At 60.3% G+C, this 22814-nt stretch carries 20 protein-coding genes; 16 read left to right on the forward strand and 4 right to left on the reverse strand.

The features are described 5' to 3' along the window. Positions 1-156 precede the first annotated feature (156 nt). The 3 genes from PSH64_RS01085 to PSH64_RS01095 are packed head-to-tail and all read left to right on the forward strand — an operon-like array spanning position 157 to position 4237. Positions 157-1521 carry a cytochrome C gene (locus PSH64_RS01085; protein WP_305479672.1) on the forward strand — a complete coding sequence of 455 codons (1365 nt, stop codon included), beginning with the start codon at positions 157-159 and terminating at the stop codon, positions 1519-1521. Further along, positions 1518-2030 carry a sorbitol dehydrogenase gene (locus tag PSH64_RS01090; protein WP_105347386.1) on the forward strand — a complete coding sequence of 171 codons (513 nt, stop codon included), beginning with the start codon at positions 1518-1520 and terminating at the stop codon, positions 2028-2030. Before PSH64_RS01085 ends, PSH64_RS01090 begins: the two co-directional genes overlap by 4 nt. Next, complete coding sequence (locus PSH64_RS01095; protein ID WP_305479674.1) at positions 2027-4237, forward strand: GMC oxidoreductase; 2211 nt, start codon at positions 2027-2029, stop codon at positions 4235-4237. The genes PSH64_RS01090 and PSH64_RS01095 overlap by 4 nt, the downstream gene beginning before the upstream one ends. A 43-nt stretch (positions 4238-4280) precedes the next feature. Here the strand turns inward: PSH64_RS01095 and PSH64_RS01100 are convergent, their stop codons facing one another. Continuing rightward, positions 4281-4805, reverse strand: a complete 525-nt coding sequence (locus tag PSH64_RS01100; protein WP_305479676.1) for a DUF962 domain-containing protein — start codon at positions 4803-4805, stop codon at positions 4281-4283. An 84-nt stretch (positions 4806-4889) separates the two neighbouring features. Here PSH64_RS01100 and PSH64_RS01105 point away from each other — a divergent pair, with 84 nt between their 5' ends. After that, entirely contained in the window at positions 4890-5576 is a 687-nt protein-coding gene (locus tag PSH64_RS01105; protein WP_305479677.1) for a Crp/Fnr family transcriptional regulator, read from the forward strand. A gap of 77 nt (positions 5577-5653) precedes the next feature. Next, entirely contained in the window at positions 5654-6019 is a 366-nt protein-coding gene (locus PSH64_RS01110; RefSeq protein WP_305479678.1) for a response regulator, read from the forward strand. Between the two features lie 153 nt (positions 6020-6172). Here PSH64_RS01110 and PSH64_RS01115 read toward each other — a convergent pair whose 3' ends face one another. Next, positions 6173-7177, reverse strand: coding sequence for an AraC family transcriptional regulator (locus tag PSH64_RS01115; RefSeq protein ID WP_105347375.1), 1005 nt, complete (start codon positions 7175-7177; stop codon positions 6173-6175). Between the two features lie 100 nt (positions 7178-7277). Between PSH64_RS01115 and PSH64_RS01120 the strand changes: the two genes are divergently transcribed. The 8 genes from PSH64_RS01120 to PSH64_RS01155 all read left to right on the forward strand — a co-directional run bounded on the left by PSH64_RS01120 (position 7278) and on the right by PSH64_RS01155 (position 15077). Further along, positions 7278-8351 (forward strand): fatty acid desaturase, encoded by a 1074-nt coding sequence (locus PSH64_RS01120; RefSeq protein WP_305479679.1) that lies wholly within the window; start codon positions 7278-7280, stop codon positions 8349-8351. A gap of 487 nt (positions 8352-8838) precedes the next feature. Next, a complete protein-coding gene (locus PSH64_RS01125; protein WP_064615794.1) occupies positions 8839-9420 on the forward strand; it encodes an alpha/beta hydrolase in 582 nt (193 codons plus the stop codon). Between the two features lie 62 nt (positions 9421-9482). Further along, complete coding sequence (locus PSH64_RS01130; protein ID WP_105347370.1) at positions 9483-10418, forward strand: sigma 54-interacting transcriptional regulator; 936 nt, start codon at positions 9483-9485, stop codon at positions 10416-10418. A 271-nt stretch (positions 10419-10689) separates the two neighbouring features. Beyond that, complete coding sequence (locus tag PSH64_RS01135; protein ID WP_007941045.1) at positions 10690-11472, forward strand: MetQ/NlpA family ABC transporter substrate-binding protein; 783 nt, start codon at positions 10690-10692, stop codon at positions 11470-11472. Positions 11473-12114: 642 nt separating this feature from the next. Further along, positions 12115-12780 (forward strand): amino acid ABC transporter permease, encoded by a 666-nt coding sequence (locus PSH64_RS01140; RefSeq protein ID WP_305479680.1) that lies wholly within the window; start codon positions 12115-12117, stop codon positions 12778-12780. Beyond that, positions 12761-13420 (forward strand): amino acid ABC transporter permease, encoded by a 660-nt coding sequence (locus PSH64_RS01145; protein ID WP_305479681.1) that lies wholly within the window; start codon positions 12761-12763, stop codon positions 13418-13420. Before PSH64_RS01140 ends, PSH64_RS01145 begins: the two co-directional genes overlap by 20 nt. Next, complete coding sequence (locus tag PSH64_RS01150; RefSeq protein WP_305479682.1) at positions 13417-14199, forward strand: amino acid ABC transporter ATP-binding protein; 783 nt, start codon at positions 13417-13419, stop codon at positions 14197-14199. Before PSH64_RS01145 ends, PSH64_RS01150 begins: the two co-directional genes overlap by 4 nt. Next, positions 14196-15077: a transporter substrate-binding domain-containing protein gene (locus PSH64_RS01155; protein WP_305479684.1), complete on the forward strand. Its 882-nt coding sequence runs from the start codon at positions 14196-14198 to the stop codon at positions 15075-15077. Before PSH64_RS01150 ends, PSH64_RS01155 begins: the two co-directional genes overlap by 4 nt. 146 nt (positions 15078-15223) lie before the next feature. Here PSH64_RS01155 and PSH64_RS01160 read toward each other — a convergent pair whose 3' ends face one another. After that, positions 15224-16384, reverse strand: a complete 1161-nt coding sequence (locus tag PSH64_RS01160) for an AAA family ATPase (protein ID WP_305479685.1) — start codon at positions 16382-16384, stop codon at positions 15224-15226. Between the two features lie 255 nt (positions 16385-16639). On the opposite strand from PSH64_RS01160, the gene PSH64_RS01165 reads away from it, so the two are divergent. From PSH64_RS01165 to PSH64_RS01175, 3 genes are read left to right on the forward strand one after another with little or no spacing between them, the layout of a single operon-like run. Beyond that, entirely contained in the window at positions 16640-17740 is a 1101-nt protein-coding gene (locus tag PSH64_RS01165) for an efflux RND transporter periplasmic adaptor subunit (RefSeq protein WP_305479687.1), read from the forward strand. After that, positions 17737-18801 (forward strand): efflux RND transporter periplasmic adaptor subunit, encoded by a 1065-nt coding sequence (locus PSH64_RS01170; protein ID WP_105347352.1) that lies wholly within the window; start codon positions 17737-17739, stop codon positions 18799-18801. The genes PSH64_RS01165 and PSH64_RS01170 overlap by 4 nt, the downstream gene beginning before the upstream one ends. After that, positions 18801-21854, forward strand: a complete 3054-nt coding sequence (locus tag PSH64_RS01175) for an efflux RND transporter permease subunit (protein ID WP_305479689.1) — start codon at positions 18801-18803, stop codon at positions 21852-21854. The genes PSH64_RS01170 and PSH64_RS01175 overlap by 1 nt, the downstream gene beginning before the upstream one ends. Before the next feature lie 135 nt (positions 21855-21989). On the opposite strand, the gene PSH64_RS01180 is transcribed toward PSH64_RS01175, so the two are convergent. Then, the gene (locus tag PSH64_RS01180; protein ID WP_305479691.1) at positions 21990-22616 is read right to left on the reverse strand and encodes a bifunctional 2-polyprenyl-6-hydroxyphenol methylase/3-demethylubiquinol 3-O-methyltransferase UbiG; all 627 of its coding nucleotides are present in this window, start codon (positions 22614-22616) and stop codon (positions 21990-21992) included. Positions 22617-22814: the final 198 nt, after the last annotated feature.

Below are 22814 nucleotides of genomic sequence, written 5' to 3' on the forward strand. Positions count from 1 at the left end.
ATCTGTAATAACACCAACCGACCTTGCTTCGATCGGTTCTACTCCCGTGATTTTTTTGCCTCAAACCCTACCTAGACTCTGACTTGCCAGGAGGCAGTGAGAGTCCATGACGGACCGGTGTTATCTCCTGGCGCCCTGATGCCAAGGAGATAAAACATGAGAATGGAAGTCAGTCGGCATGGCCCGTTTGGCTGTGCCTTGTTGAGCGCTTTGTTGGGCTCGTCCGCCATTGCCGCCCCCTCACTGTCGCCGCAGATACCCTTTGATGTCACGGTTACCCAACCGGTTTCTCTGCCCAGCCTGCAGGCCGATTTCGATGACTTGTCGTGGCAGACCTTCATCGCCCTGAGCTGGCCGGCGCTGGACAATGGCGATCCAAATACCGGCACCCCCATCGGCAAGCAGGATGGGGCCACGGTGTGGGAAAGCTGGAAAGAGAGCTACCAGATATTCCGGGCCAAGGGCCAGACACCGCTGCCCTGGAATGCCCCGGCAACCCTCCCCGAAGCGTGCAAATCGCTCAAGCCTGGCCGCCTGCTGCAGCAAATGGGCAAGGTACCCGATGTGCTGGATGAGTTTATCCAGCCCTTCGAGAGTGGCCCGCTGGTGGACCAGAACGGCGTCTATACGCGCAACGAAATCGTGGTCAACCAATCGATGTTCGACGGCATCGTCAACAACGGGTTGTACAGCATCGAAGGCCAGCAAAAATTTTTCGCCGCGAACCCGAGCAACGCCGTGGCTTTCAGTTGTGGCTCCGCCCCCACTAAACAGGTGGGTGCGGTGATGGTGAAGGCGTCGTGGAAAGTGCTTGGCCCCAATGATCGCCGAGAGGATTTCCACACCGTCGATGCGCTGGTCTATACGCCGGGCAACAGCGATCCGAGTCATGGGCCGATTGTCGAGGAGTCGTGCGTATCCGAGCCGGTCGGGCTGGTGGGGTTGCACATCGTTCATAAAACCGCCAATGCCGCGCAATGGGTGTGGTCAACCTTTGAACATGTGAAGAATGTACCGGAGAAATCCACGCCTCCTGCCCAACGGGTGGGCCCGTATCTGTTCTACAACGCCAACAGCAAGAGCGAAGTCAACCAGCCTCCGCCACGGCCGTGGAACCCGGCAGTCAAGGCGACGCCCTCGCAGATCGTGCGTGACGCGCCGCTGAGCGATGCCACCAAAACCCTGAACAGCACGTACCAGGCCCTGCTGCGGACGGTCAATCCACAGAGTGTCTGGGCGAACTATCAATTGATCAGCACCCAGTGGCCGTCAGCCCCTCCACAGCCCAATTGCCAGATATTGGCGAGCAACCCACTGGGCAGCCCCGCGCCCTTGTTCCTGGCCAACGCCACGCTGGAAACCTACATCCAGGGCACGGTGCCCCAGACATCTTCCAGTTGCATGGCTTGCCATGGCAATGCGGCCACCCACGTCACCGAATCCCCGCGCACCAGCTTCGCGGATTTCACTTATTTGCTCGAACGCGCGCAGTCCACTGGCGGACAAGGAGTCAACCCATGAGCAGTAACCTGGACAATTTCGTAGGCCTGTCGTCGGCCCTGACCGGCATTCCCGCTACACGACTGGCGCCGCAGATCGACCCGGTCGGGTTGCCGCCGATCTTTCTCGATTTCGTCACCCCGCGCATCACACCCGATGTGCTCAATGCGTTACTGACTCAGTACGCCGACCTGGCTGTCGACAATGTGCCCCCGGACAAGATCGCCCGGCAGGTGTTGGATATCTCGGCGTCACCGACGGTTCCGCCAACCGTTCTGGCCGCGCGCGCAATCATGAAGCTGTGGTTGCTGGGCGTCTGGTACCAGCCTTATGACGCAGGAGATTTCAAAAAGGGTGATTCGATGGTGGTGTCCGATCAGGCGTACATCCACAGCTGGGCCTGGAAAATTGCCCAGGCCCATCCCATGGGCTCCAGCGAGATGTTTTTCGGCTATTGGAACACCACGCCGCCGAGCCTTGAGGATTACACCGGGGTACCCGCCAACTCGCAGAAAGGAGCCGCGTCATGAGTATCGAACAAGCGGACGTAGTGATAGTTGGCGCAGGCCTGGCCGGCAGCATCATCGCTTATCAACTGGGCATGGCCGGGGTGGAAGTGCTGGTGCTCGAGTCCGGTCCTGAGATTCCGGTCAACCGCTCGCAATACATGGAACGCTTCTACACCTCGACGCTGAAAACCCCGGAATCGCCTTACCCTCCGGTGTCGAGCCTGGATACGCCTCGTGATCCGGCCGAACAGAACGCTCCGCGAGCGACCATCGCCGATCTGATTCTGGGCTGGGACGATCCGAAGATCAGCTACCTGGTACAGAAAGGCCCGATGCCCTTCACCAGCACTTATGAACGGGTGGGTGGCGGTACCACCTGGCATTGGGTCGGGACGTGCCTGCGCATGGTGCCGAACGATTTTTGCCTGAACTCAAAATACGGCGTCGGGGTGGACTGGCCGATCGGCTACGACGATCTGCAAAGTGCCTACTGCCGGGCCGAGGCGGAAATCGGCGTGGCGGCGAATGTCGCCGACCAGGCCTATCTGGGCATGACCTTTCCCGAAGGCTATTCATTCCCGATGCACAGCATTCCGTTGTCGCTGGTCGATGGCAGTTTTGTCGCGGCCGTGACGGGGCAGACGTTCGACGGCTTGCCGCTGGTGGTCAGCCCGACGCCCGCCGGGCGTAATTCCCAACCTTACGCGGGGCGCCGGGTGTGTGCCGGCAACACCAACTGCACACCGATCTGTCCGATCCAGGCCAAGTACGATGCGACAGTGACAATGAACAAGGCCCTGGCCACCGGCAAGGTCAAGGTGTTGTACCGAACCGTGGCCAGCAAAGTGACCGTCGGGGCGGACAGCAATATCAACGGCATCGAATTCATTCAGTATCAGCTTGGCGACGGCCCGGTCACTGGAACCGGCGTCGCTATCGGGCAGCGTTATGTGATCGCCGCCCATGCCATCGAGACACCCAAGCTATTGCTCAACTCGGTCAGCGCTGCCTGGCCCAAAGGTGTGGCCAACAGCAGCGGGCAAGTAGGGTGCAGTCTGGCCGATCACCCGATCTACCTGGCATGGGGGCTGATGCCTGAAGGCAAGGCGGTTTTTCCGTACCGTGGACCTCTGTCCACGGCGGGCATCGAGAGTTTGCGTGACGGTGACTTTCGCAAATCTCGAGCGGCGTGGCGCATCGAAATCGGTAACGAGGGCTGGAACTGGCCTGCCACCGATCCTTACACCACCGTGGCTGACTTCATTGACGGGACGAATCACAGTCAAACCAACCCGCTACCGCCGGCCGTGCAACCACAGCAAGTGCTCTATGGGACAGCGCTGGTTCAAAAGCTCAACGACCTGTTCATCCGTCAGTTCCGGATCGCGTTTCTGGTGGAGCAGGTCGAGGACGATCCCGATCACCCCACGTGTTACATCGTGCCGTCGACCGAGTACAAGGACCGGCTCGGCATTCCCCGGCCGGAAATTCACTATGACCTGTCCAAATACACCAAGGAGGGCTTCAAGCAGGCGAAGAAGTTGGCGACTCACATCATCACCGAACTGCTCGGCGCGGTGGAGCTGACGAAGCCTCTCACGCCCGGGACGTTCACCTACGACAATGAGCCTTACAGTTTCCAGGGCGCCGGGCACCTGATGGGGACCTATCGCATGGGCGATGATCCAACCCAATCGGTCGTCGACAAATACCAGCGCAGTTGGGACCACAAGAACCTGTTCCTGGTGGGGGATGGCGTCTTCCCCAGCACCGGCACCTCGAATCCGAGCCTGACGATTGCCGCGTTGTCGTTCCAGGCCGGGGATACGCTGGCCAACGACCTGAAGGCTGCGACGGTGGAGGTTCTGGCCAATCTGCCCTGGCAGGGCACCGGTGTACAGATCAACGGGCTGGTGCCACGTCTGGCTCGTTGTGTCCTTGGCTTATGGTGCGCCAGCCCGGAGGGTAACTGGGTGGATGGAAAGGGCAATCCGAACTACATCGCCAAGTTCGGCTATACGCTGATGGGGGCCGCCGAAGGTGCTTTGATCGGCCGTGTTGGTGACTTTGGCATTCCCTTCCTGATCGGTGATCTGGCGCAGATTCCGGCCGGCCAGCAAGGCGAGCTGCAGTTGTGTATCAATGATGACCTGCTAGGCCTCTATGGTGCGGGTTTGAAGGACAACTTCGGTGCACTGACGGTTCGGGTCGAGTTCGGCACGTTGTGAAACCTTGAGCGGTAACGGCATCAATCCGTTACCGCTCTTTTTCTCAGGCGGCTGAGCGTTGATTGCGCAAGGCCACTGGCCCGGCGCGTTCTTCGATGGCCCGTTTCAGTTCGCTCCGAAGCCCCAACAGAAAACCTGCTTCCACCACCACAAACAACGGGCCGACAATCAACCCCGTCACATCATCGACAAACGCCGGTTTGCGCCCCTCGTAATGATGACCGACAAACTGAATCGCCCAACCCACCACAAACATCCCGATGCCGCTGGTAAGCCAGAGGAACGTGCTCTGCTGCGCCAGCACATGCCCCAGCCAGACCGACAGGCCCAGCAATACCGTCATCAGCACCCCCAGCCGCAGTTCCAGGCGCAGGTAAAACCACGCCGAGGCCAACGCCAACAGCACCGCCGGTGACAGCCAGAGCCCGGCCAGCGACCACTGTGGCCGTGACAGCAACACCGCGACCGCCACAACGATCAACGGAATGCCCACGAAGTGGCTGGCGATGTTGCGCGGGTCGCGATGGTAGGCGGCGTATTGACTGAGATGGTCAACGAGGCTTTTCATTGTTATTCCTCCTGTAGGGTGATTGATGATGCCCCGGGTTCATCTCTCGCTCTGTCAGCCAGGCGACAATCTCCAGGAGTTTTCATGGACATGCAGGTTTGGCGTTCGCGCCTGATGACGGGGCAATGGTTCAGTCACTTGCCTGTTTCCTTACAGGATAGTCTGCTGACTGCCGCCCGGGTTCGAAGGCTGTCGCCGGGGCAGCGGCTGTTCAAGCGCGGCGATCCCCCATGCGGGTTGTACGCGGTGCTTGAGGGGGCGGTGCGCATTGGCGCGGTGAGCGAGCAGGGCAAGGAAGCGCTGTTGAGCCTGGTGGAGTCGCCGCACTGGTTCGGCGAAATCTGCCTGTTCGATGGTCAGCCGCGAACCCATGATGCCTATTCCGTGGGCCAGTGCATCCTGTTGCACATCCCGCAAACGGCGCTGCTGGCATTGCTCGACGAACACCCGGCGTACTGGCGGCAATTGGCATTGCTGATGAGCCACAAACTGCGCCTGACCTTCATCAACCTCGAGCAGCTGAGCCTGATGCCGGCCCCGGCGCGCCTGGCCCATCGCTTGCTGATGATCGCCGAGGGCTACGGCGAAATCGACCCGCCGCGCCGGGTCTTGCAACTGCCCCAGGAGCAACTGGCGTCGATGCTGTCGTTGTCGCGCCAGACCACCAACCAGATCCTCAAGGACTTGCAGGGGCAAGGCGTTCTGAATCTCAAGTACGGCGAGATCGAGATTCTGGATGCAAAGCGGTTGCGAGCGTTGGCGGTGATTTGAAAAAAAGATCGCCACGGTATTGGTGGGCTTTGTTCCCGAACGCGCCTAGCCTGTAACGACGACAATCGAGGTGTGCCATGCGTGTGCTGTTAGTGGAAGACGAACCCGAGACCGCCAGGCTCCTGGCCAAAGGCCTGAGCGAAGCGAGTTATGCGGTGGATGTGGCGCTCAATGGCATGGACGGCCGTCGCTTCATCGAGTCCGGCGAGTATCAACTGATCATCCTCGACGTCATGTTACCCGGCCTCAACGGTTGGCAGTTGCTGCAGCAGATCCGCAAGCTCGGCGATACGCCGGTGCTGTTGCTCACCACCACGGACGGCATTGAGGACCGGCTGCGTGGGCTGGAGTTGCATGAGGATGATTACCTGCTCAAGCCGTTTACCGTCAGTGAGCTGGTGAAGCGGGTGCGCAAGGTGCTGCGGCGGGATCGGGGGCGCTGAAGGTTTGCGGCGAATGGACTACCGCCTTCGCGAGCAAGCCCGCTCCCACATTTGATCTCTAGTGAACGCAAAATCGGTGAGCAACGGAAATCCCCTGTGGGAGCGGGCTTGCTCGCGAAGAGGCCAGTCGAGGCAACCCATATTTTGGATATTTCACCGCAACCCATCCCGAAACTGCCCCGGCGTCATCCCCGTCCAGCGCTTGAACGCGCGGCTGAAACTGCTGGTGTCGGCGAATCCCAATAGGTAACTGACCTCGCTCAACGAGCACTGCGGATCGCGCAGGTGCAGCAGCGCCAGGTTTTCCCGGCTTTCGTTGAGCAGCGTATCGAACCGGCAACCCTCGTCCGCCAGGTGCCGTTGCAGGCTGCGCAAGCTCAAGTGCAGCGCCTCGGCGATGCGTTCGGCCGCCGGTTCGCCTTCGGGCAATTGCTCTTCAATGGCGTCGCGAACCTTGCGTTCCCACGTCAGCGGTTTGAGTTGCGCCAAGGTGCGTTTGAGCACGGTTTCGTTGTGTTCGGCCAGTTCCGGGTTGGCGTCGTCCAGGTGGCTGTCGAAATCCACCAGGGCGAATTCCAGTCGATCTTCGTCGGCGGCGAAATACACCGGCGAGCGGAACACCTTGTGCCATTGATGCGGGTCGGCAGGTTCCGGGCGACGCAGGTACACCGCCAGCGGCGCGTAGTCCGGGCCCAGGCGATTGCGGCAGGTGCGCACGTAAATCGCGGCGAAGGCGTCGATGGCTTCGAAGGCGGGCGCGGGGTTGCCCTGGGGAATTTTCAGGCGAAAGCGGTAGCGATCCTCGGTGCGGGTCAGCTCCAGGTCCAGCGCATCGCTGACCACCTGGTGATAACGCACGATGCGTTCGAACACTTCCCGCAGGCTGCCGCTGGCCACCAACGCATAACCGAGCGCATGAAACGTGGTCGGGCTGACAAACCGCGACACCCGCAAGCCAATCGCCGGGTCGCCGCTGACCTGCACCGCGATTTCCCACAGGCGCGTGGTGCCGGACAACGGGTAACGGGCGTTCGGGTCGTCCATCAACCGTGGGTCGAGCCCCGCCTGTCGGCACAGGGCGGTGCTGTCCAGTCCCAGCGCATCGAGCTGCTTGCGCAGAGCACGGGTCCAGCTGGCGAGGGAGGTCGGTTCAGTCATGTTGATTGGCGCGTCCGGTCAACAGGTTGGCGTTCACGGCTACCACTGTATGAAGCATCACAGGGCAGGATGCGAACATCAATAACCAGAGGATGGAAGCATGGACGGTACTTCTGCAAGTCCCCAGCGACTGAATGCAGCACAACGATCAGCGCATATTCGCCAGGTGGTATTGGCCAAGGGCGTCGAGTTGCGTCGGCGCTACCCGATTCTCAACCATCAGGACGCCTTGGGTGCGGGCATCCTGGCCTTCGCCCTGGCCGGGATGATCGGTTCGGCAGTGCTCTATATCAACGGCTACCTGGTCTGGTGGGCGTGCCTGTTGCTTAACGGGTTTTTCGCCTCGCTGACCCATGAACTTGAGCACGACCTGATCCACAGCATGTACTTTCGCAAGCAGCGATTGCCGCACAACCTGATGATGGGCCTGGTGTGGCTGGCACGGCCGAGCACGATCAACCCGTGGATCCGCCGCCATTTGCACCTCAACCACCACAAGGTCTCCGGCACCGAAGCCGATATGGAAGAGCGGGCGATTACCAACGGTGAACCTTGGGGGATCGCGCGACTGTTGATGGTCGGCGATAACGTGATGTCGGCGTTCATCCGCCTGCTACGGGCCAAGACCTGGGCGCACAAGTTCAGCATCCTCAAGCGCTCCCTGAAAGTTTACGCACCGCTGGCGCTGATGCATTGGGGGGCGTGGTACGTGTTTCTCGGCTTTCACGCCGCCAACGGCATCGCGCATCTATCGGGTGCGCCCATCGAATGGTCGGCGACGACATTGGCGGTGATGCAAGTGATCGACATCGCTGTCGTGGTGATCATCGGTCCGAACGTGTTGCGCACGTTCTGCCTGCACTTTGTCAGCTCGAACATGCACTACTACGGTGACGTGGAGCCGGGGAATGTGATTCAGCAGACTCAGGTCTTGAACCCTTGGTGGCTGTGGCCGTTGCAGGCATTCTGCTTCAACTTCGGCAGCAGCCACGGGATCCATCATTTTGTGGTGAAGGAACCGTTTTACATCCGCCAGATGACAGTGCCGGTGGCACATGAGGTGATGCGCGAGATGGGGGTTCGGTTCAATGATTTCGGAACGTTTGCACGGGCGAACCGATTTGCGCACAAGGCGACTACAGAACCCCGTCAGGTGCATGCCACCCAGGTTTGAGCAATGCACCCGGAAACTCAAACGCGAAAAACGTTCGTCATCAATTTGACCCAAAGGGACGCTACGTTGTGACGCAAGCAGCAATGGTTCGACGGTTGTTGAGGGGGGATTGGTATATGCATTTCAGGCCTAATAAAGTAATTAAATATTCCTTTATTGGATAACTGATTTCGCCAATCATCGGCTTCAGGACTGTTGATCAGCGCTAGCAGGTTTTGAGTTTCCGGGGCCGTCTCCTTGGCAGGGTGCGGCCCCTTTTTTATTCCAGACAAACACCCAACCCTGTGGGAGCGGGCTTGCCCGCGAAAGCGCTGTATCAGTCGACGTAAATGCTGCCTGACACACCGCCATCGCGGGCAAGTCCGCTCCCGCAGGGATTTTTATATATTCGATATAGAGCTTAATAAATAGCTTCTTATTCCTTAACGAATATAACTCTCCTCCCTATACTCGATCAGGAACAGACACGCAGCAGGAGAGCTCCCCCATGCGCAACGAATCAATTCGCTACCTGATTGTGCCGGGCTGGCAAGGATCGCCAGAAGATCATTGGCAAACCCACTGGCAGAACAGCCTGCCAAACAGCGCGCGGGTGGAGCAGGCCGATTGGCTGACGCCTCGTCGCGAAGACTGGGTCGCGGCGTTGGCCGAGGCGATTGCCGCCGACAGCACGCCTGTGATCCTGATCGCCCACAGCCTGGGTTGCATCACCGTTGCCCATTGGGCAGCCACCGCGCCGCTGCAATTCTTGCGTCAAGTGCGCGGCGCCTTGCTGGTCGCGCCGGCGGACGTCGAGCGCCCGGCCTGCGCGCCGGCCCTGCGCAACTTTGCGCCGATCCCGACCCATTTATTGCCGTTCCCGAGCCAGGTCGTCAGCTCTGACAACGACGCCGCCGTGAGCGCGCCACGTGCGCTTGAACTGGCGCGTCAGTGGGGCGCCGAGGCGGGGATTTTATCGGGGGCGGGGCACATCAACGTGAAGTCCGGTCACCGGCGCTGGGAGCAGGGTTTTGCCTACCTTTATCGGCTGCAGAACCGCATGGAGCAGCACGCCCTGCGCCGCGCTTGAACCACATTCTTTTTCTTTAAAAATCGCCCCCGTCTCCCGGCGGTTTTGGGCGGGAGTCTGCCATGAGTTTGCATGAAACCTTCGGTCAGCCATTGCTGACCTTTCCCGATGCGGAGAAAAGCCCGCTGAGCATTCGCGCCAAGGCGCTGGTGTTCGTCGATCCGCGTTCCCGGCAATTGCGCCAGGAGCTGGAACAGCTGGCGCCACGTTCGATCTCGGTGTTGATTCGCGGTGAAACCGGCAGCGGTAAAGAATTGCTGGCGCGGCATATCCATCGCGCCAGTGACCGTGGCGGGTTGTTCGTCTCAGTCAATTGCGGCGCGATCAGCCCGACTTATGCCGACGCTGAACTGTTCGGCTATGCCGCTGGCAGTTACAGCGGTTCGGCCAGCAGTCGTGCCGGCTGGTTCGGCTCGGCCAACGGCGGCACCCTGTACCTGGACGAGATCGGCGACCTGCCGCTGCCGATCCAGATCAAATTGCTCGCGGCCCTGGAAAACCACGAAGTCACCCGCGTCGGCGCGCACCAGCCGAGCCCGGTGGACGTGCGTCTGGTGGCGGCCACCAGCATCGATCTGGCCCAGGCAGTGGCTGCCGGAAAATTCCATGAGCGGCTTTATCACTACCTCAGCGAGGGCCAGCTGGAACTGCCGGCCTTGCGTGAGCGGGTGGGCGATATTTTGTCGCTGGCCGAATACTTCCTCGGCATCTACAGCCAACGCCTCGACCTGCCGGTGCCACTGATCAGCGAAGCCGCGCAGCAGTTGCTGGAGCAACACAGTTGGCCGGGCAACACCCGGGAGCTGGAGAACGTCATTCACTTTGCGCTGCTGGTGAGTACCGGCGACGAGATTTTGCCGGAGCATTTGAATCTGCCCGAGGCGCCGGCGTCGTTGCTGCAGATCGAGCGGCTAATCGCGCAAGTGAGCAAAAATGGCACGACCGCCGAGCGTTCGGCACTAAAGGACTTACTCGAAAGCTTGAGCCGAACGCTGTAGACCTGGGGGGGCGGGCTGGCTCGCGAAGGTGGTGTGCCAGGCAACATTAATGTCGACTGACAGCCCGCTTTCGCGAGCAAGCCCGCTCCCACAGAGGTTGTGGGGGTGGTTTTGTTTTATGAGCAAAATGGAATATGAAAGTGAATAAAAGATATTGTTCTGGAATAAAAAATCCCGGTATTGTCCGCGTCACGCCAGCGATAGCACTTCACTGGCACCTAAACATCTAGCCGTCGTCGATGATGACCGCGATTTTCGATAAGGACACTGCATGAAAAAGGTTCTGTTGTTCACCGCATTGGCGGCTGCCCTGACCGCGGGCCTGGCCCAGGCTGGCGAGAAACTGGTGGTTGCGGCGACGCCGATTCCACATGCCGAGATTCTTGAACTGATCAAGCCGACCCTCGCCAAAGAAGGCGTGGACCTGGAGATCAAAGTTTTCACCGACTACGTTCAGCCGAACGTGCAGGTCGACCAGAAGCGTCTGGACGCCAACTACTTCCAGACCCTGCCGTACCTGAAAAGCTTCAACGAAGGCAAAGGCACCAACCTGGTAACTGTGATCGGTGTGCACGTCGAACCGTTCGGCGGCTACTCGAAGAAAGTCAAAACCCTGGCTGAGCTGAAAGACGGCGCAACCATCGCCATCCCGAACGAAGGTAGCAACAGCGGCCGTGCCTTGATCCTGCTGCAGAAGGCTGGCCTGATCGAGTTGAAAGACCCGAAAAACGCTTTGGCCACCCCGAAAGACATCGCCAAGAACCCGCACAACTTCAAGTTCAAGGAACTGGAATCGGCCATGCTGCCGCGTGTTCTGGATCAGGTCGACCTGGACATGATCAACACCAACTACGCGCTGGACGCGGGCCTCAACCCGGCCAAAGACGCGCTGGTGATCGAAGGTGCCGATTCGCCTTACGTGAACTTCCTGGTGGCACGTCCAGACAACAAGGACAGCGTTGCCATCCAGAAACTGGCCAAGGCCCTGACCAGCCCGGAAGTGAAGGCGTTCATCGACAAGAAATACAGCGGCGCGGTACTGCCGGCGTTCTGATTGATCGCAGTCTCGAACCCCTTCAAGGTTTCAAACGCCGACGGCTACTACAGCGTCGGCGTTTTTTATTGAGGTGTGTTTCACCTGTGGCGAGGGGGCTTGTCGGAACGCCGCTTCGCCCCGTTCGGCTGCGCAGCAGTCGCCGATCAGTCCATGAGGTGTGTCAGAGGGAATCGGAATGCAGGTTTTAGGGCCGCTTCGCAGCCCAACGGGGGCAAGCCCCCTCGCCACAGCAAGTCCCCAGCCACAGGGAACCTGCTCTCGGTCTAGGCCTCTCTGGCCTTCAACGCCCTGCGCAGCGCCACCAGCAATTTCACGATGTCCTGCGGATCCAGCCGCGGCGGCACTTTTACGTCAGCCATGTTCTCTTCCTTGTGATGGTTCGGCCAGGGAGTCTGACCAAAAGCTGCACGTCCTTGGAGGGGCATTTTGAAAAAAAGATCCCTCCTACAGCGCAAGGGAAAATAGTCGTCTTCCCCTGCCGCCGCAAATCCGCAGGATAGTTTTTTGCGTGATATCAATATGCTTTAACGGTATTTAAATTCCTCTTTTTATACCTTTAAAGTCGGTGCCTGCCGGGTAGTTATCCACTGCCCATGGACTGCGCCATCGTCGCTTACCGAGCGGCGTACAGGATGTTCAATGACCTTCGATTACGCATTTATCCTCAGCACCCTGCCGGCGTTTCTCAAAGCCGTTGGCGTGACGCTGCAGGTCGGCTTGATCGCTATTGGCACTTCGTTGCTGGTGGCGCTGATCAACGCGACGATTCTGGTGTTCCGCACGCCTTATCTACAGCGCCTGGTCGGGCTGTATGTGGAGTTGGCGCGTAACACGCCATTGCTGATCCAGTTGTTCTTCGTCTACTTCGCCTTGCCGGTGCTGGGCATCAAGGTCTCGGGCTTTGCGGCGGCGATCATCACCATGACTTTTCTCGGCGGTGCCTATCTCACCGAAGTCCTGCGCGCCGGGGTGGATGCGGTGCCCCAGGCGCAACTTGAGTCCGGCCGTTCTATCGGCCTGTCCCACGGGCAATTGCTGCGCTACGTGATCCTTCCGCAAGCCGGGATCCTCAGCCTGCCGTCACTGTTCGCCAATTTCATTTTCCTGCTCAAGGAAACCACGGTGGTCTCGGCGGTGGCGGTGCCGGAGATTCTCTACACCACCAAGAGCTACATCGCGCTCTATTACAAAACCTACGAAATGCTCGCCGTGCTGACGCTGATTTGCGTGCTGCTGTTTTTACCGTTGTCGCTGCTGCTCAGCCGTCTGGAAAGGAGGCTCCAGCATGGCCAGTTCGGGTCTTGAGTTGCTCTGGGTGTCGTTGCCGCAACTGGGCAGGGGCGCTGCGCAAACCTTGTCGATCTCATTCCTGAGCATCGCCTTCAGCACCGTCGGCGGGGTGCTCTACGGCGTGTTGCGCACGCTGAATTCGACATGGCTCAACGCAATTTTGCGGGTCTATCTGGAACTGTTCCGGGCGATCCCGGTGCTGGTCTGGTTGTATTTGCTGTTCTTCGGCCTGCCGATTTTTTTCGGCCTGAGCATTCCGAGCTTCTGGTGCGCGGTGCTGGTGCTGTCGCTGTGGGGCGCCAGCGAAGTCGGGGAAGTGGTGCGCGGCGCCTTGCATTCATTGCCACGTGGGCAGCGTGAGGCGGGGTTGTCGATTGGCTTGAACGGCCCGCAACTCTACGGCTATGTGCTGCTGCCCCAGGCGCTGAAACGCATGACGCCGCCGACCATCAACGTCTACACGCGGATCATCAAGACCAGCTCCCTGGCGGTGCTGATCGGCGTGGTGGACGTGATCAAGGTCGGCCAGCAGATCATCGAGCGCACCTACGAATCGGTACTGATCTACGGCGCGCTGTTCCTGTTTTTCTTTTTCATCTGCTACCCGCTGTCAGCCGCTTCCCGCGTGCTGGAGCGGCGCTGGACGCAAGCATGAGCGCATTGATCGAGTTCAAGGGTTTCAACAAGTTTTTCGGTGAGCAGCAGGTGCTCAATGGCATCGACCTGAAGGTGAAAACGGGCGAAGTGATCGTCATCCTCGGCCCCAGCGGCTGTGGCAAAAGCACCTTGCTGCGCTGCCTCAACGGCCTGGAAGTCGCCCACAGCGGCAGTTTGAAATTCAACGGCCGCGAGCTGCTGGACAAGGGCACCGATTGGCGTGAAGTGCGTCAGCAGATCGGCATGGTGTTCCAGAGCTACCACCTGTTCCCGCACATGAGCGTACTCGACAATCTGTTGCTCGGCCCGCTGAAGGTGCAGAAACGCGAACGTCGCGAAGCCCGCGCCCAGGCCGAAGCCTTGCTGGCGCGCGTGGGCCTGTTGGACAAGCGCGACGCGTTCCCGCGTCAGCTCTCCGGTGGTCAGCAGCAACGCATCGCCATCGTCCGTTCGCTGTGCATGAATCCCCAGGTCATGCTCTTCGACGAAGTCACAGCCGCCCTCGACCCGGAGATGGTCAAGGAGGTACTCGAAGTGATTCAGGGGCTGGCCCGCGAAGGTATGACGCTGCTGATCGTCACCCACGAAATGGCCTTCGCCCGCGCCGTGGCCGACCGCATCGTATTCATGGACGCCGGGCGCATCCTTGAGCAACACCCACCCGAGATTTTCTTTACGAACCCGCAAACCGCACGAGCGCAGCAGTTCCTGGAGAAGTTCTCCTATGTCGCCGCACTACCCAAAACGACTCAAACAAAGGAACTGGAACTGCCATGAAAACTGCCAAGTCTTCTCTACTGCTACTCCCGCTGTTCGGCCTGGCGCTGCTGGCCGGTTGCAACAAAACCGAAGAACCGGCCAAGCCGAAAGTCGCCAGCGTCAGCAGCGCACCAGCCGGTTACCTGGAAAAGATCAAAGCCCGGGACAAGCTGATTGTCGGCGTGTTCACCGACAAACCGCCGTTCGGTTTTGTCGATGAGACCGGGCGCTACGTGGGGTTCGATACCGACATTGGTCGCCAATTCGCCAAGGATCTGTTGGGCGACGAGAGCAAGGTCGAGTTCGTGGCGGTGGAGCCGGCGAGCCGGATTCCGTTCCTGCAAAGCGACAAGGTCGACCTGATCCTGGCCAACATGACCGTCACCCCGGAGCGCAAGGACGCGGTGGACTTCACCAACCCGAACCTCAAAGTGGCGGTGCAGGCACTGGTGCCGCAGGCGAGTTCGGTGAAGACCCTCGATGACCTGGCAACCCGCACCACCATTGTCACCACGGGCACTACGGCGGACATCTGGCTGACCAAAAATCATCCGGACTGGAAACTGCTGAAATTCGAGAAAAACTCCGAGTCTCTGCAAGCCCTGGCCAATGGTCGCGGCGACGCTTATGCGCAGGACAATCTGGTGCTGTTCAGTTGGGCCAAACAAAACCCGGGCTACCGTGTACTGGAGCAGAAATTGGGTGCCGAAGCACCGATCGCCCCGGCGGTGAAGAAGGGCAACATCGAACTGCGCGATTGGGTGAATGCCGAGCTGGCGAAGCTGGGTGAGGAGAAGTACCTGCTCAAGCTGTACGACCAGTACGTGCGTAAAGAACTCAGCGATGACACCAGGCCTGAGAGCGTGATTGTCGAGGGTGGGAAGTGGCAGGGGTGATTCTCTCGGCCTTGTTGTGACCCTGCCACCGTCTTCGCGGGCAAGCCCGCTCCCACACTCGATCTTTAGTGGACACAAGATTTGTGTACGTCTCTGATCAAATGTGGGAGCGGGCTTGCCCGCGAAGGCGGCTTATCAGACGCCGCTTAATCCGGCCAATACCACACCGGCTCATCCAGCATCCGCTGCCCGACCATCCCGGTCTGGCCGAAATTTTTCTCCAGCACAATGCAATTGCACTCCGGGTCTTGCTGCAACGCCGAGATCAAGCGCCGTGCGTGGGACACCACCCACACCTGACACTGCTCGGACGCTCGCATAATCAAGCGCGCCAACGCCGGCAACAGGTCCGGATGCAGACTGGTTTCCGGCTCGTTCAACACCATCAGCGTCGGCGGTCGAGGCGTCAGCAGTGCCGCGACCAACAACAGGTAGCGCAACGTCCCGTCCGACAACTCGGCGGCGGACAATGGCCGCAGCAACCCTTCCTGATAAAACTCGATCGCAAATCGCCCACCCTGCAGCAGTGCGATGTTCAGCGTCGAGCCGGGGAAGGCATCGCTGATCGCCGCCTGCATGGCTTCGGGATCGCCGATTTCGCGGATGGTCTGTAACGCCGCTGCGAGGTCGCGACCGTCGTGGTGCAACACCGGCGTGCGAGTGCCCAGCCGTGGTTGTCGCACCGGGGCATCGGCATCGCTGCGAAAGTGATCGTAGAAGCGCCAGCGGCGGATGAATTCACGCAGCTGCAAGACCTCCGGCGAGGTGCGCAAGCTACCGACCTGATCGAACAGGCTGTCGAAATTCGGTGTGCGCTGGGCCAGCACCTCCCAGCCGCGTCCGGCCCGTGTGCGAATCATCGGGCCGTCGCGATCCACCAGCAGGCTGGCCGGGCGATAGAACGGCCCTGACCAGATGCATTCCCTTTTGATTTCCGGGTCCAGAGAAAACATGGAGAGACTCGGTTCCGCAAGGCCCAGCGCGATCGAGTAGCTGAAGTCTTCGCCGGCAAACCCCAGGCGCAGGCGCTTGGCGCCGTGTCGCATGGTGGCCTGGACCGGGATCTCACCATTGCGCATGCGCTGGGTGATGGTTTCCGGTCCGGCCCAGAAGGTAGAATCCAGTCCACCCTCGCGTGCCAACCCATTGACCACTCCACCCTGAGCAGTTTCCGCCAGCAGGCGCAAGGCGCGGTAGAGGTTGGACTTGCCGCTGCCGTTGGGGCCGGTGATCAGGTTCAACCGTTGAAGCGGAATCACCAATTTATTGATCGAGCGGTAATTGGCCACCGCGAGTGTTTTGAGCATGGGAAGCTTCCAGCAGCAGGGCCGTCAGTTTGCCTTATCGTCGGCCTTGGGCGGGGGGACTTGCCCCATTTGGGTAGCGATGCCGCCCTAAAATCAGTTACCGCGTTTTTCAGGATAACGGCGCCAGCCGGTTTACGGCGGCTGCGCGGCCGAGCGGGAACAAGGTAAGCAACAAGCCCATGCAGCTGTTGAACCCTGTTCTAAGCTCACAGTCGTATCGTCACTGGCACGTACGTACAACGCAAAGGAGTTTGCATGGCGGGTCCCGGATTGAAATTAATGGTTGGCCTGAGCCTCTTCGCCTTGCTGACCGCCTGTGGCGAAAAAAAGCCCGTCGAGAAGGACCGTCCGCGAGTCTTCGTGCAAGAGGTCAAGCCAACCGATTACGCCGCCGCGGTGACACTCACCGGCGATGTTCAGGCCCGAGTCCAGACCGAGTTGTCGTTCCGCGTGGGCGGCAAGATCATCCAGCGCATGGTCGATGTCGGTGACCGGGTGTCGGCCAAACAAGTGCTGGCCAGGCTCGACCCGAAAGACCTGCAAACCAATGTCGACTCGGCCCAGGCCCAGGTGGTTGCCGAACAGGCACGGGTCAAACAGACTGCCGCCGCCTTCGTTCGCCAGCAAAAACTCCTGCCCAAGGGCTACACCAGCCAGAGCGAATACGACTCTGCCCAAGCGGCCTTGCGCAGCAGCCAGAGCGCATTGAGCGCGGCTCAAGCGCAATTGGCCAACGCCCGCGATCAATTGAGCTACACCGCGTTGATTGCCGATGCGCCAGGCGTGATTACCGCGCGCCAGGCCGAAGTCGGCCAGGTGGTACAGGCCACGGTGCCGATTTTCAGCCTGGCCCGGGACGGCGAGCGTGACGCGGTGTTCAACGTTTACGAATCGCTGCTGACCGAACCGCCGTCGGACCGATCGATTGTGGTCAGCCTGCTCGACAATCCGAAGATCAAGGCCACGGGCACCGTTCGGGAAGTCACGCCGGCAGTGTCCGCGCAGACCGGCACGGTGCAAGTCAAAGTCAGCCTCGACAGTCTTCCCGAGGGCATGCAGCTCGGGTCGGTGGTGAGCGCCACGGCCAAGCCAGTGGGCAAAACCGCCGTGGAACTGCCTTGGGCGGCCCTGACCAAAAACCTCAGCGACCCGGCCGTGTGGCTGGTGGACGCCGAGGGCAAGGCGCAGTTGCACACCGTCACCGTTGGGCGCTACCTGACCGGCAAAGTCATTGTCAGCGCCGGCCTCACCGCTGGCGAAAAAGTCGTCACAGCGGGCGGCCAGTTGCTGCACCCGGGCGCGAGGGTGGAAATCGTCGAAAACACCCAGACCCCAGCAGCAGGAGCCCAGCCATGAAACGCCTGTTGCTGTTGTCCGCCGCCGTACTGCTGGGTGCCTGTTCCAAGGAAGAAGCACCGCCAGAACCAGTGCGGCCGGTGTTGTCTGTGGAAGTGAAAGTGCTCAATCAAGAGGACCTCGGCCGGTTTGCCGGCAGCATTCAGGCCCGTTACGAAAGCAATGTCGGTTTCCGGGTGCCGGGGCGTATCGCCAGCCGCAATGTCGATGTCGGCGCCGAAGTCCAGAAAGGCGCCTTGCTCGCCACCCTCGACCCCACCGATCAGCAGAACCAGTTGCGCTCGGCCCAGGGTGATCTGGCGCGTGTTCAGGCGCAGCTCATCAACGCCCAGGCCAACGCCCGGCGTCAGCAGGAATTGTTCAATCGCGGGGTCGGCGCCCAGGCGCAACTGGACATCGCCCAGACCGATTTGAAAACCACCCAGGCATCCCTCGATCAAGCCAGGGCCGCAGTCAACCAGGCGAAGGACCAACTCAACTACGTCGAGCTGCGCACCGATCACAAAGCCATTGTCACCGCGTGGAATGCCGAAGCCGGGCAAGTGGTGACCGCCGGCCAGCAAGTGGTGACCCTGGCGCAGCCGGACATCAAGGAAGCGGTGATCGATTTGCCCGATACCCTGGTCGATGATTTGCCGGCCGACGTGGTGTTCCAGGTCGCCTCACAGCTGGACCCGAGCATCACCAGCACCGCCATCGTGCGCGAAATCGAACCCCAGGCCCAAAGCGCGACCCGTACCCGTCGTGCCCGCCTGAGCCTGACTGATACGCCCCCGGGTTTTCACCTCGGCACGGCGATCAGCGTGACCCTCAGCTCCGCCATCAAACCGCGCCTCGAACTGCCGGCGAGCGCATTGCAGGAGGTCGATGGGAAGAAGCGGATCTGGATCGTCGATCCACAGACGCAAACCGTTGCCCCACGGGAGGTCAGCCTGATCAGCCGGACCGACGACACGGTGGTCGTGGCCAACGGCGTGAAGTCCGGCGAGCGGGTGGTCAGTGCCGGCGTGAATAGCCTCAAGCCGGGGCAGAAAGTGAAAATCGACGAGGACAGCCCGTAATGAAAGGGAGTTTCAACTTATCCGAGTGGGCCCTCAAGCATCAGTCGTTTGTCTGGTATTTGATGTTCGTCGCGCTGTTGATGGGCGTGCTCTCCTACTTGAACCTGGGTCGCGAAGAAGACCCGTCGTTCACCATCAAAACCATGGTGATCCAGACCCGTTGGCCCGGCGCGACCCAGGAAGAAACTCTCAAGCAAGTCACTGACCGGATCGAGAAAAAACTCGAAGAACTCGACTCGCTCGATTACGTGAAAAGCTACACCCGCCCCGGCGAATCGACGGTCTTCGTCAACCTGCTCGACACCACCAGCGCCAAGGACATTCCGCAAATCTGGTACCAGGTGCGCAAGAAGATCAACGACATTCGCGGCGACTTCCCGCAAGGCCTGCAAGGGCCGGGTTTCAACGATGAGTTCGGCGACGTATTCGGTTCGGTGTATGCGTTTACCTCCGATGGCCTGTCGATGCGCCAGTTGCGCGACTACGTGGAACAGGTGCGTGCCGAAATCCGTGAAGTGCCGGGGTTGGGCAAGGTCGAAATGATCGGCGAGCAGGATGAAGTGCTGTACCTGAACTTCTCCACCCGCAAACTCGCCGCCCTCGGCATCGATCAGCGTCAGGTGGTGCAGAGCCTGCAATCGCAGAACGCCGTGACCCCGGCCGGGGTGATCGAGGCCGGGCCGGAACGGATTTCGGTGCGGACCTCGGGGCAGTTTGTCTCTGAGAAAGACCTGTCCAACGTCAACCTGAAGCTTAACGAGCGCTTCTACCGGTTGGCCGATATCGCCGACATCAGCCGTGGCTATGTCGATCCGGCCACCCCGGAGTTTCGTTTCAACGGCCAGCCCGCCATCGGTCTGGCGATTGCCATGAAGAAGGGCGGCAACATTCAGGATTTCGGCAAGGCGCTGCACCTGCGCATGAACGAGCTGACCGCCGACTTGCCGGTGGGCGTTGGCGTGCACAACGTGTCCGACCAGGCCGAAGTAGTGGAAGACGCCGTCGGCGGCTTCACCAGTGCGTTGTTCGAGGCGGTGGTGATCGTGCTGATCGTCAGCTTCGTCAGCCTTGGCGTGCGCGCCGGTCTGGTGGTGGCGTGTTCGATTCCGTTGGTGCTGGCGATGGTCTTCCTTTTCATGGAATACAGCGGCATCACCATGCAGCGGATTTCCCTCGGGGCGCTGATCATCGCCCTCGGTCTGCTGGTGGACGACGCGATGATCACGGTGGAGATGATGGTCACGCGTCTGGAAATGGGCGAAACCAAAGAACAGGCGGCGACCTTCGCCTACACTTCGACCGCTTTCCCGATGCTCACCGGCACGCTGGTCACCGTCGCCGGTTTCGTGCCGATCGGCTTGAACGCAAGCTCGGCCGGTGAGTACACCTTCACGCTGTTCGCGGTGATCGCGGTGGCCATGCTGGTGTCGTGGATCGTCGCGGTGCTGTTCGCTCCGGTGCTCGGTGTGCACATTCTGAGTACCAACGTGAAACCTCACGACGCAGAGCCAGGGCGCATCGGTCGGGCGTTCAATGGCGGCCTGCTATGGGCCATGCGCAATCGCTGGTGGGCCATCGGCATTACCGTGGCGCTGTTTGTGCTCTCGGTGTTCTCGATGCAGTTCGTGCAGAACCAGTTCTTCCCGTCCTCGGACCGTCCGGAAATTCTCGTCGACCTGAACCTGCCGCAAAACGCCTCGATTGCCGAAACCCGCAAGGTGGTGGACAAGCTTGAAGCAACGCTCAAGGGCGACCCGGACATCGTGCGCTGGAGCACCTACATCGGCGAGGGCGCGATCCGTTTCTACCTGCCCCTCGACCAGCAACTGCAGAACCCGTACTACGCGCAACTGGTGATCGTCAGCAAAGGCCTGGAGTCACGCACGGCGCTGACTGCTCGTTTGCAAAAGCGCTTGCGTGAAGAGTTCGTCGGCATCGGCAGTTACGTCCAGGCCCTGGAAATGGGCCCGCCGGTGGGGCGGCCGATTCAGTACCGGGTCAGCGGCAAAGACATCGATCAAGTGCGCAAACACGCGATCGCCCTGGCCACTGAACTGGATAAAAATCCGCACATCGGCGAGATCATTTACGACTGGAACGAGCCGGGCAAAGTCCTGCGCATCGACATCGCGCAAGACAAGGCGCGGCAACTGGGACTGTCGTCGGAAGACGTGGCGAACCTGATGAACAGCATCGTCGTCGGCTCGCCGGTGACGCAGGTCGATGACGATATTTACCTGATCGACGTGGTCGGCCGCGCTGAAGATGCCGAGCGCGGTAGCCCGGAAACCTTGCAGAACCTGCAGATCGTCACCCCCGGTGGCACTTCGATTCCGCTGCTGGCGTTTGCCACAGTGGGTTATGAACTCGAGCAGCCGCTGGTGTGGCGTCGTGACCGCAAACCGACCATCACCATCAAGGCCGCCGTGCGCGACGAGATTCAGCCGACCGACCTGGTGAAACAGCTGCAACCGGACATCGACAAGTTCGCCGCCGGTTTACCGGTGGGCTACAAAGTCGCCACCGGCGGCACGGTGGAGGAAAGCGGCAAGGCCCAGGGGCCAATTGCCAAGGTGGTGCCGTTGATGCTGTTTTTGATGGCGACCTTCCTGATGATCCAGCTGCACAGTGTGCAGAAGCTGTTCCTGGTGGCCAGCGTCGCGCCGCTCGGCTTGATCGGCGTGGTGCTGGCGCTGATCCCCACGGGCACGCCCATGGGCTTCGTGGCGATCCTCGGGATTCTGGCGCTGATCGGCATCATCATCCGCAACTCGGTGATTCTGGTGACCCAGATCGACGCCTTCGAGAAGGACGGCTACACGCCGTGGGACGCGGTGGTGCAGGCCACGGAACATCGGCGGCGGCCGATTCTGTTGACGGCGGCGGCAGCGAGCCTGGGGATGATCCCGATTGCCCGGGAAGTGTTCTGGGGGCCGATGGCCTACGCGATGATTGGCGGGATCATCATTGCGACGTTGCTGACGCTGCTGTTTTTGCCGGCGCTGTACGTGGCCTGGTACAAGGTGCGCGAGCCGAAGAAAGAGATGCAGTAAAGGCGAGCGCTTCGCGCTCTATTCGCGAGCAAGCCCGCTCCCACATTTGATCGCGTCCGTCTGGACAACTCGGTCGAATGTGGGAGCGGGCTTGCTCGCGAAAGCGTCAGTACCGACACCTCAGACTTGAGCTGCTTACACCTTACGCCAAACACTGGCCAACCAAGGCTGTTGCTCCCGCGGCAGCCCCGCCGGCCGGTAGTAATGTTCCAGCTCCACAAACCCCACCTCGGTCAGCATGTCCTGCCACACCTGAAGATCGTAATACGCCCCATAACGCGGCCCGTTCCAGCCTTCCTGATTCTCGCCACGGGGATTGGAACTGAACAACACGCCGCCCGGTTTCAACGCCGCGCGCAGTTGCTTCAACACCCGCGGCAATTCCTGGCTCGGGACATGAAACAGCACCGCATTGGCAAAAATCCCGTCAAAGCGCTCGGCCGGCAGATCGAGTTTCAGAAAGTCCTGCTGCCAGACTTCGCAACCACTGTCCTCCCGGGCCATCTGCGCAAGCTTTTCCGAACCATCGAGCCCGATGGCTATGTGGCCCATGCGGGTAAAGGTTTTCAGGTCGCGACCGGGGCCGCAGCCAAAGTCGAGAATACTGAAGGGCGCATTACCCTGAATATGCCGCAGCAGGGCATCAATATTCTGGCTGACATCGTGATCGCGAGTGCCTTCACGGAAGTCCTCGGCCACTGCGTTGTAATGGCCCAGGGTAGTGGAGGTGATCTGCTCCAGGTCGTCGGGAGTCTGTTTCATGGTTGGCTGCGCAGGCAATGGGAATGTGTCGAATATACGCCATGACGCCGGGGGCTGCTGCGCAGCCATTCGCGAGCAAGCCCGCTCCCACAGTTGATCTTCGGTGAACATAGAATTGGTGTTCGACGCGATCCAGTGTGGGAGCGGGCTTGCTCGCGAAAGCGGTATCACTGGCGACCAATGACTTCAGCCACGGCT

The sequence above is a fragment of the Pseudomonas sp. FP1742 genome (assembly GCF_030687145.1).
Taxonomy (GTDB): Bacteria; Pseudomonadota; Gammaproteobacteria; order Pseudomonadales; family Pseudomonadaceae; genus Aquipseudomonas; species Aquipseudomonas frederiksbergensis_D.

What these genes read in the sequence shown, in the direction of transcription:
- PSH64_RS01180 (WP_305479691.1), bottom strand. Translation starts at nt 22,616, where the DNA reads ATGAAACAGACTCCCGACGACCTGGAGCAGATCACCTCCACTACCCTG.
- PSH64_RS01100 (WP_305479676.1), bottom strand. Translation starts at nt 4,805, where the DNA reads ATGAAAAGCCTCGTTGACCATCTCAGTCAATACGCCGCCTACCATCGC.
- PSH64_RS01115 (WP_105347375.1), bottom strand. Translation starts at nt 7,177, where the DNA reads ATGACTGAACCGACCTCCCTCGCCAGCTGGACCCGTGCTCTGCGCAAG.
- PSH64_RS01135 (WP_007941045.1), top strand. Translation starts at nt 10,690, where the DNA reads ATGAAAAAGGTTCTGTTGTTCACCGCATTGGCGGCTGCCCTGACCGCG.
- PSH64_RS01145 (WP_305479681.1), top strand. Translation starts at nt 12,761, where the DNA reads ATGGCCAGTTCGGGTCTTGAGTTGCTCTGGGTGTCGTTGCCGCAACTG.
- PSH64_RS01095 (WP_305479674.1), top strand. Translation starts at nt 2,027, where the DNA reads ATGAGTATCGAACAAGCGGACGTAGTGATAGTTGGCGCAGGCCTGGCC.
- PSH64_RS01125 (WP_064615794.1), top strand. Translation starts at nt 8,839, where the DNA reads ATGCGCAACGAATCAATTCGCTACCTGATTGTGCCGGGCTGGCAAGGA.
- PSH64_RS01105 (WP_305479677.1), top strand. Translation starts at nt 4,890, where the DNA reads ATGGACATGCAGGTTTGGCGTTCGCGCCTGATGACGGGGCAATGGTTC.
- PSH64_RS01140 (WP_305479680.1), top strand. Translation starts at nt 12,115, where the DNA reads ATGACCTTCGATTACGCATTTATCCTCAGCACCCTGCCGGCGTTTCTC.
- PSH64_RS01150 (WP_305479682.1), top strand. Translation starts at nt 13,417, where the DNA reads ATGAGCGCATTGATCGAGTTCAAGGGTTTCAACAAGTTTTTCGGTGAG.
- PSH64_RS01160 (WP_305479685.1), bottom strand. Translation starts at nt 16,384, where the DNA reads ATGCTCAAAACACTCGCGGTGGCCAATTACCGCTCGATCAATAAATTG.
- PSH64_RS01175 (WP_305479689.1), top strand. Translation starts at nt 18,801, where the DNA reads ATGAAAGGGAGTTTCAACTTATCCGAGTGGGCCCTCAAGCATCAGTCG.
- PSH64_RS01090 (WP_105347386.1), top strand. Translation starts at nt 1,518, where the DNA reads ATGAGCAGTAACCTGGACAATTTCGTAGGCCTGTCGTCGGCCCTGACC.
- PSH64_RS01085 (WP_305479672.1), top strand. Translation starts at nt 157, where the DNA reads ATGAGAATGGAAGTCAGTCGGCATGGCCCGTTTGGCTGTGCCTTGTTG.
- PSH64_RS01170 (WP_105347352.1), top strand. Translation starts at nt 17,737, where the DNA reads ATGAAACGCCTGTTGCTGTTGTCCGCCGCCGTACTGCTGGGTGCCTGT.
- PSH64_RS01165 (WP_305479687.1), top strand. Translation starts at nt 16,640, where the DNA reads ATGGCGGGTCCCGGATTGAAATTAATGGTTGGCCTGAGCCTCTTCGCC.
- PSH64_RS01120 (WP_305479679.1), top strand. Translation starts at nt 7,278, where the DNA reads ATGGACGGTACTTCTGCAAGTCCCCAGCGACTGAATGCAGCACAACGA.
- PSH64_RS01110 (WP_305479678.1), top strand. Translation starts at nt 5,654, where the DNA reads ATGCGTGTGCTGTTAGTGGAAGACGAACCCGAGACCGCCAGGCTCCTG.
- PSH64_RS01130 (WP_105347370.1), top strand. Translation starts at nt 9,483, where the DNA reads ATGAGTTTGCATGAAACCTTCGGTCAGCCATTGCTGACCTTTCCCGAT.
- PSH64_RS01155 (WP_305479684.1), top strand. Translation starts at nt 14,196, where the DNA reads ATGAAAACTGCCAAGTCTTCTCTACTGCTACTCCCGCTGTTCGGCCTG.